Genomic DNA, 14581 nt, shown 5'->3' with positions numbered 1-14581 from the left:
CACGGCGGGCCGTAACAGGGCATAAAGGTGAGGATGGGGTGAGGATGAAGAGGGAACGGAGGAGCGAGGAGGAGTCGCCATGGCGCGGGACGGCGGCAGCCCGGCTCCGGCCCCAGGAGCCTCCGACGCCGTGGCTCCCGGCCCGCGAGAGGGCCGGCCGCGGCGCACGGTCCTGGTGGCCATCGGCGCGCTGCTGCTCGGCATGCTGCTCGCCGCGCTCGATCAGACGATCGTCTCCACCGCGCTGCCCACGATCGTCAGCGACCTCGGCGGCCTGGAGCATCTGTCCTGGGTCGTCACCGCGTATCTGCTCGCCTCGACCGCGGCCACCCCGCTGTGGGGCAAGCTCGGCGACCAGTACGGCCGCAAGAGGCTCTTCCAGACCGCGATCGTCATCTTCCTGATCGGCTCCGCGCTGTGCGGGCTCGCCGGGAACATGGCGGAACTCATCGTCTTCCGCGCGCTGCAGGGGCTGGGCGGCGGCGGCCTCATGGTCCTGTCGATGGCCATCGTCGGCGATATCGTCCCGCCCCGCGACCGAGGCCGCTACCAGGGCCTCTTCGGTGCCGTCTTCAGCGCCGCCAGTGTGCTGGGGCCGCTGCTGGGCGGGGTGTTCGTCGACCATCTGAGCTGGCGCTGGGTCTTCTACATCAACCTGCCCGTCGGCATCGTCGCCCTCCTCGTCGTCGCCTCCGTGCTGCAGATCCCGGTGCGCCGCACCTCGCACACCATCGACTACCTCGGCACCTTCCTGATCGCCGCGGTCGCCGCCGCCCTGGTGCTGATGACCTCCCTCGGCGGGGTCACCTTCGGCTGGGGGTCCTGGCAGATCATCGGGCTCGCGGTGGCCGGCATGGCGCTGCTGGCGGCCTTCGTACGGGTGGAGTTCCGCGCGGCCGAGCCGGTGCTGCCGCTCACCCTCTTCCGCAGCCGCACCTTCACGCTCTGCGCGGTCATAGGCTTCATCGTCGGTTTCGCGATGTTCGGCAGCATGACGTATCTGCCGACCTTCCTCCAGATCGTGCAGGGCGTCTCCCCGACCACGTCCGGCCTCCACCTGCTGCCGCTGGTCCTCGGCATGCTCCTGTCCTCCACCGTCTCCGGCCATCTGGTCAGCCGCACCGGCCGCTACAAGGTGTTCCCGGTCCTGGGCACCGCGATCACCGCCATCGGGCTGCTGCTCCTGCACCAGCTACGGGAGTCCAGCGGGGTCGCGGAGATGAGCGCGTACTTCTTCGTCTTCGGCTGCGGTCTCGGCCTGGTCATCCAGGTGCTGGTGCTGATCGTGCAGAACTCGGTCAGCTACCAGGACCTGGGCGTCGCCACCTCCGGCGCGACCTTCTTCCGCTCGATCGGCGCCTCGTTCGGCGTCTCCGTCTTCGGCACGATCTTCGCCAACAACCTCGGCCCCCATATCGCCGACGCCCTCGCCGGACGACGCCTGCCACCCGGTATCACCCCCGGCGCCCTCACCTCCGACCCCCGCGGCCTCGGCCGGCTGCCCCCGGTGGACCGGGCGGCGGTGCGGCACGCGTTCTCCGTCTCCATCACCGACGTCTTCCTGTACGCGGTGCCGGTCGTGCTGCTCGCCTTCCTCCTCGCCTGGTTCCTCCGGGAGGAGCCGCTGCGCGGCAGCGTCACCGCGCCCGACGGCAGCGAAATACTGGCCAGCAACCCCGTCCAGCGCTCCTCGCACGAGGAATGCGCCCGCGCCCTGTCCCTGCTCGGCAGCCGGGAGGGCCGCCGGAAGATCTACGTCGACATCACCCGACGCGCCGGCCTCGACCTCGGACCGGCCGCGAGCTGGATGCTGCTGCGCATCCAGCACTACGGCTCGGTCGAACCCGCGATGCTCGCCGAGCGCTCGCCCGTACCGCTGCGGGCCATCACTGAGGCGGCCCGGCAGATCGAGGAACGGGGCCTGGGCCGCCGCTACGGACTGGACCTGATCCTCACGGATGACGGCCGCGAGGTCGCGACCAGGCTCTACCGGGCCCGCGAGGCATCCCTCGCGGAACTCCTGGGCGACTGGTGGTCGCCCGGCCGCCCGACCGACCTGAGCGAGCTGGTGGACGAGCTGACGCATGAGCTGTGCGGCTGCGACGCGGAACAGCCGACAGAAGGCACCCCTCGCCCCGACCACCGCCGCCCACCGCCACCGCGCACGCCCTGACCGCGGGGGCGTCGCGGGCCTCAGCCCAGCTCCTTGGCCATCCAGACCTCGGCGTACGGCCCCTCCGTGAAGGGCGGGACCTCCCGGTACCCCTGCCGGGCGTACAGCGCGCGGGCCTCGACCAGGTCGAGCCGGGTGTCGAGCGCGACCCGCTCGGCGCCCAGTTCGCCCGCCGCCGTCTCGACGGCCGCGAGCAGCGCGGCGCCGCCGCCCAACCCCCGCTTGGCGGGCCGTACGTACACCCGCTTCAGCTCCGCCGCACGCGTCAGCCCCGCCGTACGCCCGTCCATCAGCCGCACCCCCGCACAACCGGCGAGTTCGCCGTCGTGATGCGCCAGCAGGAAGACCCCCCGCGGCGGGGCGAGATCGTCGCTGGGCATCTCCGCGAGCGCCTGCTCGATCTCCTCCGGGGTCGAGTCCCGCTCCTCGTGAAGCTGGTAGTAGCGGTCCGCGACATCGACGAGGTACTCGCGCAGCAGCATGGCCGAGACCGGATCCTCGACGGGCCGCGCGGCGATCGTCCAGCCCCTCGTCGGCTCCGTCGCGGGGGAGGCCGAGGCGCGCGAACCGTCCTGGGTACGTGGCGTACTCGTCATGGTCGGCATCCTGGCACCCAGCGCCCGCGTCACGCACCGCAGTTTGAGGGCCGGAGACCGGGCTACCCGAAGAGAGGAGCCCCCCGAACGCGGAGGGGGAAGCGAGCGGGAAGGCAGAAGCAGACCATGTCAACTGCTGTCATCGGCATCGTGGTTGTCGTCGCGGTCGTCGTCGCGGCCGCGCTCATCATCCGCGTCGTCCGTGCGGGCGCCAGCCGTAGGGAACGCGCTCTGCGACGCCGCTTCGGGCCCGAGTACGAACTGAACGTCGCCCAGCACGCGGGCGACTCCAAGGCGGCGCAGCGGGAGCTGGACGAACGGCTGCGGCTGTACGGCGATCTGAGGACCCAGCCGCTGCCCGGTGAGCTGCGCGAGCGGTACGTGGCCGAGTGGGCGGCCGTGCAGGAGATGTTCATCGAGTCTCCGGAGCGCGCGGTGACCAGCGCCGATCGGCTGCTGGCCCGCCTCGCCCACGACCGCGGCTATCCGTCGGACCGTTACGAGGAGCAGGTCGCGGCGCTGTCCGTGCACCACGCCGAGCACGTCCAGGGCTACCGGCAGATCCATGACACGTCCGGCCTCGCCCGGGAGGGGCGCGCGGACACCGAGGAGCTGCGCGAGGCCATCGTGCACGCCCGGCCGTTCTTCGAGGACCTGGTCAGGCCCCCGCACCACGGCGCCACGACCGGCCCCGGGACCGCACACCAGCCCTACGGCGAGCGGCGGAGCGGAAGCGGACTGCGCCGGTGGCTGCCCGGGACCGGGTCCGGAACCAGGGCCGGGACGGGCCATACGCGGTTCGGCCACACCAGGAAGGGCGGCGCGTGGTGACGGATCCGATCGACCCGGCGGAGCACGACGGCCGGCGGCGCCATGGACTGGAGAAGCATGAAGTGGCGCCGCTGTCCCAGGGGGCCGGCAACAGGGACAACAGGGAAGCGGCGGATCCGATGACGTCCTGGCATTCGCCCATGCCGACGAACGGAACACGGCCGTCCAACGGATCGCAGCCGTCGAACGGAACGAAGCCGACGACACCCGGACCGTCCGGGTCGTCCGCCGAGCAGCCGAACACCCCGAACGGCCCCAGCTTCCCCGTGCTGCCCACCAGCGAGCACGACATGCTGGCCCAGCGGCTGCGGCACGCGGTCAGCGGTTTCGTCGACTCCCCACGTGGCGCCGTCGAGGAGGCCGATGCCCTGCTCGGGGAGGTGGCCACGCGGCTCGCCGATCTCCTGGCCGAACGCCGTGGCACACTCCGTGCCGCCTGGCATGAGAATGACGCGGTCATCTCGGAGACGGAAGAGCTGCGCCTGGCGATGCGGGGCTACCGCAATGTGCTGGAGCGCCTCATCAGCGTCTGACCGCCCAGTGCCGCCAGACACCGCCAGACATCGCCGGACATCGATAAACGCCGCCAAACGCCATCAAACCGGCGAGACCATCAGGGCCACCCCTTGGTCACTGCCCGGATTCCCTCCGGGTGGTGGCCACCTCTCATTTCTGGGATATCTTCTCGCATATGAGAGATTCGGAGACCGTCGCACCGCTGGAGGCCCGTCTGGCCACCCGCCTCGGCGACTTGCGCTTGGAACGAGGCTGGTCGCTGGACGAGTTGGCGCGCCGGACGGGCATCAGCCGTTCGACGCTGTCCCGTCTCGAACGCGGCGAGATCAGCCCGACCGCCACCCTGCTCAACACGTTGTGCGCGGCCTACGAGCGCACGATGTCGCGACTGCTGGCCGAGGTGGAGGCGGAGCCGCCCCAGGTGGTGCGCGCTGCCGCGCAGCCGGTGTGGCGGGACGAGACCTCGGGGTTCGCCCGCCGCTCGGTGTCCCCGCCGCATGCGGGGCTGCGCGGTGAGGTGGTCGAGGGCACGCTGCGCCCGGGCGCGGACATCGCGTACGACGGACCACCGGTCCCGGGCGTCGAGCAGCACATCTGGGTTCTGGAGGGCGCGGTGGACATCACGGCCAACGGCCAGGCGTACGAGCTGGGGGCGGGGGACTGTCTGCGGTTCCGGCTGTGGGGAAGCTCGCGATTCCGCTGCGTGGGCCCCGATCCGGTGCGCTACGCGCTGATGGTCGTCCTGCCGTAACGGCACCGCGACACCGCGAGCCCCCAACCCATCCCGCAGGGAGTTGAAGCACCCCGTGCCCGCACCGCACCGCATCGACCGCCTGACCGCCGCCGACTTTCCCGACACCGTCAAGGGCCTGGCCGAGCTTCTGGTCGACGCCGTCGACGACGGGGCCTCCATGGGTTTCCTGGCCCCCTTCGACCACGAGACCGCCGCGAGCTGGTGGCAGACGCAGACCTCGGCGGTGGCCGACGGCAGCCTGGCCGTCTGGGTCTGCCATGACACCGGCGGTATCACCGGCACCGTCGGCCTGGCCTTCTCCCGGAAGCCCAACGGCCGTCACCGGGCCGAGATCCTCAAACTGATCGTCCATCGCGAGGCCCGGGGCCAGGGCATCGCCCGTGCCCTCCTGGCCACCGCCGAGGCCGCCGCCACCGCCGCCGGGGTCACCCTCCTGCTCCTGGACACCCGCACCGGCAGCCCCGCCGAGCGGGTCTACGGCGCCGAGGGCTGGACCCGCTACGGCATCGTCCCGGCCTACGCCGCCGACCCGGACGGCTCCCTGGAGGACTGCAGCTTCTTCTACAAACACCTCACGACGCCGACGGGGTCGTAAATCGGTCGTACGGGGGACGGGGCACGGCCTACCGTGGCGCGGTTGTGATCAGGCAGGTTCAGGCAGGGCCAGGCAGGTTCGGACAGGGCCAGGCAAGTTCGGTCAGGGCCGGCCGGGTTCGGACAGGGCCGGCCAGGGGCCGTGAAGGGGCGGGGCACGATGGACCGGTACAGCGGGTGGGCCGATGAGGGGTTCGGCGGCGTCGCCGAGGTGTTCGCGCGGAACTTCGAGGAGTTTCCCGAACTCGGGGCGGCGGTCACCGTCTTCGCCGGTGGACGCGAGGTCGTGGAGCTGTGGGGCGGCGTCGCGGACCAGGGGAGCGGGCGGGCGTGGGAGCGGGACACCGTCGTGCCGGTGTTCTCGTGCGCCAAGGGCATCGTGAGCGTCTGCGCCCATCTCCTCGCCCAGGAGGGGCGGCTGGATCTCGACGCCCCGGTGAGCCGGTACTGGCCGGAGTTCGACCGGTACGGCAAGGAGGCCATCACCTGCCGGATGGTCCTCGGGCACCGGGCGGGGGTCCCCGTGCTCGACCGGGTGCTGACGTTCGAGGAGATCGCCGACTGGGCGCCGGTGATCCGCGCCATCGAGGGGCAGACGCCGCTGTGGGAGCCGGACACGTCGTACGAGTACCACGGCCATGTCTTCGGCTTCCTCATCGGTGAGGTCATCCGGCGGATCACCGGACACACTCCCGGCGCGTACTTCCGTCAGGCCGTGGCGGATCCGCTGGGGCTGCGGGCCTGGATCGGGCTGCCGACGGCGGAGAGGGACGGACGGGCCCGGCTGGTCGAGGCCGAGGGGCGGCCCGGGATGCCGGGGCCCGAGCATCTGCTGACCCGCATCGTGACCATGAACGGCGCGCTGGCCTTCCCCGGCCTGGAGGAGCCGCACGGCTGGAACGACCCGACGCTGCTCGGCATGGAGCTGCCCGGCGCGGGCGCCACCGCGTCGGCGACCGGGCTCGCCGGGCTGTACGCGGCGGCCGTGACCGGTATCGAGGGCCATCGGCGGCTGCTCAGCCCCGAGACCGTGACGGACGCGGTCCGCGAGATCTCGTCCGGCAAGGGATGGCTGGGCTTCGACATGGGAGCGCGCTGGGGCTCGGGCTTTCTGCTCGACTCGCCGTCCTTCCGGCCGATGCTGGGGGAGCGCAGCTTCGGCAACGACGGGGCGGGTGGCCAATTCGCCTTCGGCGACGACGAGTTCGGTGTGGGCTTCGCCTATGTGGCCAACCGCATGATCGGCCACGGCGACGCCCGCGCCACCCGCCTCGTCGCCGCCCTGCGGGAGTCGTTGGGCGGCTGATCGGCCCCACCCCGCCCTTTCCCGAAAACGGGAGCTCCGCCCTGGGTCCGGGTGGGGTTCGCCCCGGATCCAAGGTGGGGTCCCCCGGTGGGGTTCTGCCCCGGATCCGGGTGGGGTTCCGCCTCGGATCCTGGTGGGGTTCCGCCCCGGACTGGGCGGGTGGGGTTCCGCCCTGGATCCCGGTCGGGGTTCCGCCTCGGATCCTGGTGGGGTTCCGCCCCGGACTGGGCGGGTGGGGTTCCGCCCTGGATCCCGGTCGGGGTCCGCCCCGGACCTCGGTGGGGTTCCGCCCCGGACCCCGCTCCTCAATCGCCGGAGGGACTGGGGCGGGGGGTCCACAGCTCGGTGCTGTACGCCGCCACCAGCGCGCCGATACGGGCCAGCGCCTCGTCGGACGGTAGCGGGTCCAGCCTGCGGCCGTCCCGCAGCCGCAGGGCCACCCGGCCGTCGTCGGCCTCCCTGGCGCCCACGACGGCCTGGTAGGGCACAAGGCGGGCCTCCCGGATCCGGGCGCCCAGGCTGCCGCGCTCAGGTCCGGCGAGCTCCGCGCGCAGCCCGAGGTCCACGCACCGCCGGACGAGTGCCTCGGCGTGCGGCAGTTCGGCCTCGGAGATCGGCAGCACCACCAGCTGAGTGGGGGCGAGCCAGGCAGGGAAGGCCCCGCCGTGCTCCTCGATGAGATGGGCCACGGCCCGCTCCACGCTGCCGATGATGCTGCGGTGGACCATGACCGGACGGTGCCGTGCGCCGTCCGGCCCGATGTAGTGCAGATCGAACCGCTCGGGCTGGTGGAAGTCGATCTGGACGGTGGACAGGGTGGACTCCCGCCCGGCTCCGTCGGCGACCTGCACATCGATCTTGGGGCCGTAGAACGCCGCCTCGCCCTCCACCGCCTCGTACGCCAGACCGGAGCGGTCCAGGACGTCGGTCAGCAGGGCGGTCGAGCGACGCCACATCTCGGGGGCGGCGACGTACTTGCCGCCGGGGCCCGGGAGGGAGAGCCGATAGCGGGCCGGGGTGATGCCGAGCGCCTCGTACGCCCGGCGGATCATCTCCAGGGCGGCCGCCGCCTCGTCGGCGACCTGGTCCAGGGTGCAGAAGATATGGGCGTCGTTGAGCTGGATGGCCCTCACCCGGGTCAGCCCGCCGAGCACCCCCGACAGCTCCGATCGGTACATCCCTCCCAACTCGGCCATCCGAAGCGGCAGTTCGCGGTAGCTGTGGCCGTGGGAGCGGTAGATGACCGCATGGTGGGGGCACAGGCTCGGACGCAGGACGACCTGCTCCGCGCCCAGTTCCATCGGGGGAAACATGTCGTCGCTGTAGTGCGACCAGTGCCCCGACAGTTCGTACAGCTCCCGTTTGCCGAGCACCGGCGAGTACACATGCCGGTAGCCTGCCCGCCGCTCGGCGTCGCGGATGTACTCCTCCAGGGTGTGCCGTACGGTCGCGCCGTCGGGCAGCCAGTACGGCAGCCCCGCGCCGATCAGCGGGTCGGTGTCGAACAGGCCCAGCTCACGGCCCAGCTTGCGGTGGTCGGACATCGCGGTCTCCTCGTCGGCATGGTGGCTGTCGGGCGAGTGACCGCACGGCGAAGCCCCGGGGCACTCGCCCCGGGGCTTCGGATCAGAACATCGATCAGCGCGCCGGGACACTCTCCGGCGTCGTCGTCTTGGCGACGAGGGCAGCGATGGCAGCGCGCTTCATGCCGATGACCGTAGCAAGGCCCGGCGCGGCCCGCCCGGCAATTTCCGGGGCCGGGCCACGGCCCGCAGCCGCCGCACCGGTTACGCCCCCGGCACCAGCTCCCCCACCGTGTCCCGCCACGCGGCCCGCGTCGCGACCGCCTGCCGCCAGGTGCGGATCGCCTTCGGGGGCATCCCGACGGCCAGCACACCGGCCACCCGGTCCCCGGAGCGGTAGACGGCCAGGAACTTCCGCTCCTCCAGGGCGCCCTCCACGATCGCGACCTCCTCATGGCCGCGCAGATGGCCATGGGCCTGGATCCGGAGGTCGTACTGGTCCGACCAGAAGTACGGCACCGGCGCGAACGGCCGCCGTTCGTCCGGGCGGAGGAGGTTGCGGGCCACGGCCATGCCCTGCTCGGTGGCGTTGGTCCGGTGTTCGATCCGCATCGCCGTGCCGAACAGTGGGTTGTGCCAGCGGGCCACATCCCCCGCGCCGTACACATCCGGCGCGGCGGCGCTGTACTCGTCGCACTCCAGGCCGTCGCCCAGGGTGAGGCCACTGCCCTCCAGCCAGCCGGTGTTGGGCACCGAACCGATCGCGACCAGCACCTCATCGGCCTCGACGAGTGTGCCGTCCGCCAGCCGCACCCCGCCGTCGGCCACCTCGGCCACCATGACGCCGGTGCGCAGATCGACGCCGTGGTCGTGGTGGGCCTGGGCGAGCACCCGGCCGACCCGCTCGCCGACGGCCGGGGCCAGCGGCACCGGCGCCGGTTCCAGCAGTGTCACCTCGGTGCCGAGCCCCCGGGCGACGGCGGCCGCCTCGGCGCCGAGGAATCCGGCGCCGACCACCGTCAGCCGCCGCCCCGGGCCCAGCCGGTCCCGCAGGGCCAGGGCGTCGTCCAGGGTGCGCAGCACATGCGCGCGCCCCCCGCCGTCGCCGTTCCCCTCGCCGTTCCCCTCGCCGTTCCCGTCGCCGGGCAGCCGGCGCGGGCGGACGCCGGTGGCGATGACCAGGCCCTCGTACGGCACCCGCGCCCCGTCGGCCAGCGCGACCGTACGGCCCGCGAGGTCGAGGCCGGTCGCGGCGACCCCGAGGCGCAGATCGAGGCCGAGCGCGTCCAGGTCGGCGGGCGCGCGCAGCGGCACCCGGTCGGGCTCCCATTGCCCGCCGAGGATCTGCTTGGACAACGGTGGCCGGTCGTACGGGTGGTACGGCTCATCGCCGATGAGCGTGATCGTGCCCTCGTACCCCTCCCGGCGCAGCGTCTCCGCCGCCGCCAGACCGGCGGCGGATCCACCGACCACCACCACCTGCTTCAATTCTCGACCACCCGTATCGCCGCCGCCGGGCAGACCACCGCGGACTCACGCACATCGGCGTGGAGTTCGGACGCGGGCTGCTCGTCCAGCAGGATCACGATGCCGTCCTCCTCCCGCTGGTCGAACACATCGGGTGCGATCATCACGCACTGACCCGATGCCACACACTTGGGAACATCGACTTCCACACGCATGGTGACTCCCTTGCCTCCGTTGCTCAAGACGTCCAGGTGACGGGCAGTTCATAGACGCCGTAGACCAAACCGTCGTCCTTGAACGGTAGTTGGTCGACCCCGGTCGCCAGCCGCAGCGTGGGGATACGGCGGTAGAGCGTGCCGTAGACCACCTGCAGCTCCACCCGGGCCAGCGGCTGGCCCAGGCACTGGTGGACGCCGAAGCCGAACGCCATGTGGCGGCGGGCGTCGCGGCCGATGTCCAGCCGCTCGGGCTCGGGGAAGACCTCCGCGTCCCAGTTGCCGGTGCCGGTGTAGATGATGATCCCGTCCCCGGCGCGGATGGTCTCGCCGCCGATCTCGATGTCCTCCCGCGCGACCCGGCGCCGGCCGGTGTGCACGATGGTCAGATAGCGCAGCAGTTCCTCGACGGCCTTGGCGACCGCCTTCGGGTCGTCGGTCTCCCGCAGGACGGCGAGCTGGTCGGGGTTCTCCAGCAGGGCGACGGTGCCGAGGGCGATCATGTTGGCGGTGGTCTCATGGCCGGCGATCAGCAGCAGCACGCCCATATTGGCGGCCTCGCGCTGGGTCAGCTCTCCGGCCGTGACCCGGGCGGCCAGCTCGGAGAGCATGTCGTCGGCGGGGTTGGCGAGTTTGGCGCTGACCAGCTCGTCCAGATAGTCGGTCAGCGCCTCGTTGGCGCCGACCACCTCTTCGGTCGTGGAGTTACGGTTGATCAGGAGCGAGCTGTTGCGCTGGAAGAAGTCGTGGTCCTCGTACGGCACTCCGAGCAGCCGGCAGATCACCAGCGACGGCAGCGGCAGCGCCAACGCGCGCACCAGGTCGACCGGGGTCGGCCCGGCCAGCATGGAGTCGATCAGATCGTCGGTGATCTTCTGGATGTCGGGCCGCATCGCCTCGACCCGCTTGATGGCGAACGGCGCGGTGACCATCCGGCGGATCCGGGCGTGCTCGGGGTCGTCCATGGTGATGAAGGAGCGCCGCCGCCTGGCATTCTCGCGGAAGCCGGCGCTCGCATGCGGAAAGCCGGGCCGGGTGGCCTCGGAGCTGACCCGCGGGTCGCCGAGCAGGGCGCGCTGGTCGGCGTACCGGGTCACCAGCCAGGGGGCGCTGCCGTCCCACAGCCGTACCCGTGTGACCGGCCGTTCGGTGTGCAGCGCCCGTGTGGTCGGGGGCGGGGCGAAGGGGCAGCCGTTCGCCCGCGGCATCGGGAACTCCGGAAGCGGCTCTTCCGCCTCGGCCGTGGTCTCTGCCAGCGTTTCGGTCATGTCTCTCCTCGGGTGGGGGATTCCGATGGGAGCGGAGCGTGCGCCTGCGCGTCAGGGGGGACGTGAACCTTTCGCGTTACGGGGACGATGACCAGCGAACCCGCTCGACCTGACGCCCTCCGGTCAGTTACCTGACGAAACGCTGACTGTGGGGAAGGTCACGGTGACCGTGGTGCCGCGGTCCGGTGCGCTGTGCACGCTCACCTCGCCGCCGTGCCGCTCGACCACCCGCCGCACGATGGAGAGACCGAGGCCGCCGCCCGGCTCGATCCGGCGGTCCTCGGAGCGGGGGGAGGTGAGCCGGGCGATGTCGTGCGGGCTCATGCCCGGCCCCTGGTCGCTGACCGACAGCTCGACCTGCGGCCGCCCACCGGACCCGGCCACCGGGCCGCGCACCGCCACGGTCACCGGGGATCCGGCGGGGGTGTGCCGCAGCGCGTTGTCCAGCAGATTGCGGATGGCATGCCGCACCATGCGGTTGTCGGCGACGAGGGTCGGCCGGCCGGAGTTCTCCCGGGCGATGGGGCGTTCGGGGTCGAGCAGCCCCAGATCCGCCACCGCCTCGTCGGCCACGTCCCGCAGATCCACCGGCTCCGCGTCCAGCGGCCGTACCCAGGAGGTGTCCGCGCGCGGAAACACCTGCTGGACCGCCTGGTGCATATGGTCGGCCTCGTCCTGGATCCGGCGCAGGGCGCGCACCATCAGCTCGGGGTCGTCGCTGAGCCCCTGCAGCGGAAGCTCGGCCCAGCCGCGGATGGTGGTCAGGGAGGTGCGCAGCTCGTGCAGCAGGACCTCCAGCCGCTGCTGGCGCTCGTACGCGTCCTCGCCATGGTGCCGGCCGTCGCCGCCGTCCTCATCCATACGGGTGCTCGCTCATGCTCATGGGGAGGCGAGCCGGCCGAGCCAGTAGCCGAAGCCACGGCGGGTGTGGATCAGGGCGGGCTCGGTCTCGTCGACCTTGTGGCGGAGCCGGGAGACCAGCTTCTCGATGGCGTTGTCCCCGTACCGCCGGTGGTCCGCCACCCACAGATGCTCGCCGATCTGCTCCTTGGACAGCACCTGCCCCGCGTTGACCAGCAGATAGCGCAGCAAACGGAATTCGGCCGGGGTCAGCTCCAGCGCCCGCCGACCGCGCCGGGCCTGACGGGTCGTCTCGTCCAGCAGCAGATCCGCGTAGCGTGGCGAGGGCTCCTCCCGCCGCCGGTTGCGGGTGCGCAGCAGGGCCTGCACCCGGGCCAGCACCTCGGCGATCCGGAATGGCTTGGTCACGTAGTCGTTCCCGCCGATACCGAGGCCGGTGACCAGCGAGTCCAGCGAGTCGCGGGCGGTGAGGAAGAGCACCGGCGGATGGTTCTCGTCGGCCGCGACCAGGCGGCGGCACACCGTGAAGCCGTCCAGATCGGGCAGCATCACATCGAGGATCACCAGGTCGGGCCGCTCCCGCCCGACCCGATCGAGCGCCTCTCCGCCGGTGGCCGCGGTGCCGACCCGGTAACCGGCCAGCTCGAGCGTGGTCGAGAGCAGTTCGGCGATTCTCGACTCATCGTCGACGACCAGGATGTGCTGCCCGTTGCCACGGGCGGGCGCTGGTTTCTCGCTGACACTCCCGTACACGCCATGACACTACGTGAACCGACCGTTCCGGGGCACGGGGGCCCTGACCGCGACCGATGGGATCCGGACAGGGGGACGGGGCGGGCAGGGGGGCGGCTCATACGGGCCGTGGGGGCGCCTGCCCCCACGGCCCGCGCGGTCTTCCGGTTTCCGCGCCCTTCGGTTTCCTCACCCTCCGGCTTTGGGCGATCCGAAAGTCAGTGCGGACGCCTCGCCGGAATCCGCGTAACAGTGGAACCGGTCGGTCCAGGACTGTTTCTGAAGGGTCTGGACCAATGCACGGGGCACTGCCATATGCACATCGCGGCCACCGGGCTCGTCCGCCGGAGTCGGCGCGATGAGTACGGTCCAGGGAGTGGGAAGCGCCGGGACGTCGTACCAGAAGGGCGTGCCCGCTCCGAAGTCGAGGCGGTAGAAGGGGAGCTTCGACCAATTGTTGATCACGATGGTGTTCTCGAACTTGTCGAGCGTCATGGTGGGCAGGACGCGCTTGAGGCGTCCCGCCTCGTATTCGGCACAGAGGATCGCCGTTTCCTGGCGGATTTTCTCCTCCGTGTTCTCGGCATAGCCCGCGCGGACCGCCATGGCGACCTCGCCGAGAGGGCGGGAGCGCAGTTCGGCCGCGGGCATCTCGGGCCGGGTGTTGGTGACGGTGTTGCCCCAGTAGCCGTCCGGTACGGCCCCGCCGCCGAAAGCACGGAAGTCGGCGAGGAGGCCCAGCTTTTCCATGCTCGTGCCGGGGCGGTCTCGCAATGCGCCGAGGACTTTCCAGAGATGGGCGGTCAGCGCGTCATTGGTCGACACCCATCGCTCCGTGCCCGCGAGGTCGGCCATCGCGGCGTCCTTCATGGTGGCCAGTTCGGCGGCGGTGAAGCGGGTGGTCACCATCGTCGTCACCTTGGCGATGCTGCTCAGCAGGATACGGGCCACATAGGCGGACTTCCGGCCGCGCCTGGTGACCGTGAAGTGGTCGTTGTCCGGCCGGGCGTCACCCGCGACCGGCGCCGCGAGGGCGTCGATGATGCCGCGGTCGTGGCCGGGTGCGGGGTACCCGAGCCCTCGATGCTCCTTCGACCAGCTCTCCATGAACCGCATATAGGCGGATCCATCGGCCACGGCGTGGTTCATGCTGACACCCAGAACCGAGCCGCCGCCCTTCATATGGGTGAGCTTCACCGTGAAAAGCGGTGTGTCGCCGTCGACCACCTGGAGCGGGTTGACCTGACTCAGATAGCGATTGATGCCCTTTTTCGCCGTGTGATGAGGCCCGTGATCCGGCATGGGCTCGGATGCGTGTGTCTCGATGAAGCGCACACCGGCGTCGTCGCAGAGCACGCTGAGGCGGCCGTCGGGATCCTTCTTCATACGGCCTGAAACCATCGGGAAGTTGAGCAGTGTTCTGCTGAGGGAGGCGCGCAGCGCATCGCCGTCGAGCGTTTCGCGATAGAAAAAAGTACGTGGGGTGTAGACCATCCCGATGAGCATGTCGTAGACGCTTAAACGTATGCGGTCACCGCTCGCCTCTCCGGCGCGCACGGTGGTCGATCGTTTGGTTTCGCTCTCGGTGGCAGTGGGGGATGCCATCATTTGCGCACGTTCTTTCGTTCCGTCCGGAAGTGTTTCTGGGTCGGTGGATTGACCCTACCCCCGGGGCGAACGCTGCCTCATTGACGAGAACTTGTTTCAGGCAATTTTGAAAAACGGGCGGGCGGGTCGGCTCGCGG

The 14581-nt window shown here is 71.2% G+C and carries 14 protein-coding genes; 6 read left to right on the top strand and 8 right to left on the bottom strand.

Features of this window, described 5'->3' with window-relative positions:
- Positions 1-79 precede the first annotated feature (79 nt).
- Positions 80-2173, top strand: coding sequence for an MDR family MFS transporter (locus tag AS97_RS15675; protein ID WP_185930054.1), 2094 nt, complete (start codon positions 80-82; stop codon positions 2171-2173).
- A gap of 20 nt (positions 2174-2193) precedes the next feature.
- Here AS97_RS15675 and AS97_RS15670 read toward each other — a convergent pair whose 3' ends face one another.
- Positions 2194-2769, bottom strand: coding sequence for a GNAT family N-acetyltransferase (locus AS97_RS15670; RefSeq protein WP_059146663.1), 576 nt, complete (start codon positions 2767-2769; stop codon positions 2194-2196).
- Positions 2770-2895: 126 nt separating this feature from the next.
- Between AS97_RS15670 and AS97_RS15665 the strand changes: the two genes are divergently transcribed.
- The 5 genes from AS97_RS15665 (at position 2896) to AS97_RS15645 (ending at position 6770) form a co-directional block, all read left to right on the top strand.
- Positions 2896-3600 (top strand): hypothetical protein, encoded by a 705-nt coding sequence (locus AS97_RS15665; protein WP_086707547.1) that lies wholly within the window; start codon positions 2896-2898, stop codon positions 3598-3600.
- Complete coding sequence (locus AS97_RS15660; RefSeq protein WP_059146661.1) at positions 3594-4133, top strand: hypothetical protein; 540 nt, start codon at positions 3594-3596, stop codon at positions 4131-4133. The genes AS97_RS15665 and AS97_RS15660 overlap by 7 nt, the downstream gene beginning before the upstream one ends.
- Before the next feature lie 158 nt (positions 4134-4291).
- A complete protein-coding gene (locus AS97_RS15655; protein WP_210565122.1) occupies positions 4292-4867 on the top strand; it encodes an XRE family transcriptional regulator in 576 nt (191 codons plus the stop codon).
- 55 nt (positions 4868-4922) lie between these two features.
- On the top strand, positions 4923-5465 hold the full coding sequence (locus tag AS97_RS15650; protein WP_247204385.1) for a GNAT family N-acetyltransferase: 543 nt from the start codon (positions 4923-4925) through the stop codon (positions 5463-5465).
- A 159-nt stretch (positions 5466-5624) separates the two neighbouring features.
- Positions 5625-6770 carry a serine hydrolase domain-containing protein gene (locus AS97_RS15645; protein WP_210565121.1) on the top strand — a complete coding sequence of 382 codons (1146 nt, stop codon included), beginning with the start codon at positions 5625-5627 and terminating at the stop codon, positions 6768-6770.
- A 305-nt stretch (positions 6771-7075) separates the two neighbouring features.
- Here the strand turns inward: AS97_RS15645 and thrS are convergent, their stop codons facing one another.
- From thrS to AS97_RS15610, 7 genes are all read right to left on the bottom strand, one after another.
- Positions 7076-8425, bottom strand: coding sequence for a threonine--tRNA ligase (gene thrS / locus AS97_RS15640; RefSeq protein ID WP_210565119.1), 1350 nt, complete (start codon positions 8423-8425; stop codon positions 7076-7078).
- Between the two features lie 132 nt (positions 8426-8557).
- Positions 8558-9781, bottom strand: a complete 1224-nt coding sequence (locus AS97_RS15635; protein ID WP_210565118.1) for an FAD-dependent oxidoreductase — start codon at positions 9779-9781, stop codon at positions 8558-8560.
- Positions 9778-9975, bottom strand: coding sequence for a ferredoxin (locus AS97_RS15630; RefSeq protein WP_059148521.1), 198 nt, complete (start codon positions 9973-9975; stop codon positions 9778-9780). The genes AS97_RS15635 and AS97_RS15630 overlap by 4 nt, the downstream gene beginning before the upstream one ends.
- A 23-nt stretch (positions 9976-9998) precedes the next feature.
- On the bottom strand, positions 9999-11243 hold the full coding sequence (locus AS97_RS15625; RefSeq protein ID WP_210565116.1) for a cytochrome P450: 1245 nt from the start codon (positions 11241-11243) through the stop codon (positions 9999-10001).
- A gap of 123 nt (positions 11244-11366) precedes the next feature.
- Complete coding sequence (locus AS97_RS15620; RefSeq protein ID WP_059148519.1) at positions 11367-12104, bottom strand: HAMP domain-containing sensor histidine kinase; 738 nt, start codon at positions 12102-12104, stop codon at positions 11367-11369.
- An 18-nt stretch (positions 12105-12122) separates the two neighbouring features.
- Entirely contained in the window at positions 12123-12857 is a 735-nt protein-coding gene (locus AS97_RS15615; RefSeq protein WP_059148518.1) for a response regulator transcription factor, read from the bottom strand.
- 168 nt (positions 12858-13025) lie between these two features.
- Complete coding sequence (locus tag AS97_RS15610; RefSeq protein ID WP_282615724.1) at positions 13026-14441, bottom strand: acyltransferase; 1416 nt, start codon at positions 14439-14441, stop codon at positions 13026-13028.
- Between the last annotated feature and the right edge of the window lie 140 nt (positions 14442-14581).

This window comes from Streptomyces sp. AgN23 (assembly GCF_001598115.1).
Taxonomy (GTDB): domain Bacteria; phylum Actinomycetota; class Actinomycetes; order Streptomycetales; family Streptomycetaceae; genus Streptomyces; species Streptomyces antimycoticus.
This window is presented reverse-complemented; position numbering and strand designations above follow the sequence as displayed.

Bases quoted from the DNA above. Each gene is read 5' to 3' on its own strand.
- AS97_RS15675 (WP_185930054.1), top strand. From the start codon at position 80: ATGGCGCGGGACGGCGGCAGCCCGGCTCCGGCCCCAGGAGCCTCCGAC.
- AS97_RS15670 (WP_059146663.1), bottom strand. From the start codon at position 2,769: ATGACGAGTACGCCACGTACCCAGGACGGTTCGCGCGCCTCGGCCTCC.
- AS97_RS15665 (WP_086707547.1), top strand. From the start codon at position 2,896: ATGTCAACTGCTGTCATCGGCATCGTGGTTGTCGTCGCGGTCGTCGTC.
- AS97_RS15655 (WP_210565122.1), top strand. From the start codon at position 4,292: ATGAGAGATTCGGAGACCGTCGCACCGCTGGAGGCCCGTCTGGCCACC.
- AS97_RS15645 (WP_210565121.1), top strand. From the start codon at position 5,625: ATGGACCGGTACAGCGGGTGGGCCGATGAGGGGTTCGGCGGCGTCGCC.
- AS97_RS15630 (WP_059148521.1), bottom strand. From the start codon at position 9,975: ATGCGTGTGGAAGTCGATGTTCCCAAGTGTGTGGCATCGGGTCAGTGC.
- AS97_RS15625 (WP_210565116.1), bottom strand. From the start codon at position 11,243: ATGACCGAAACGCTGGCAGAGACCACGGCCGAGGCGGAAGAGCCGCTT.
- AS97_RS15620 (WP_059148519.1), bottom strand. From the start codon at position 12,104: ATGGATGAGGACGGCGGCGACGGCCGGCACCATGGCGAGGACGCGTAC.
- AS97_RS15610 (WP_282615724.1), bottom strand. From the start codon at position 14,441: ATGGCATCCCCCACTGCCACCGAGAGCGAAACCAAACGATCGACCACC.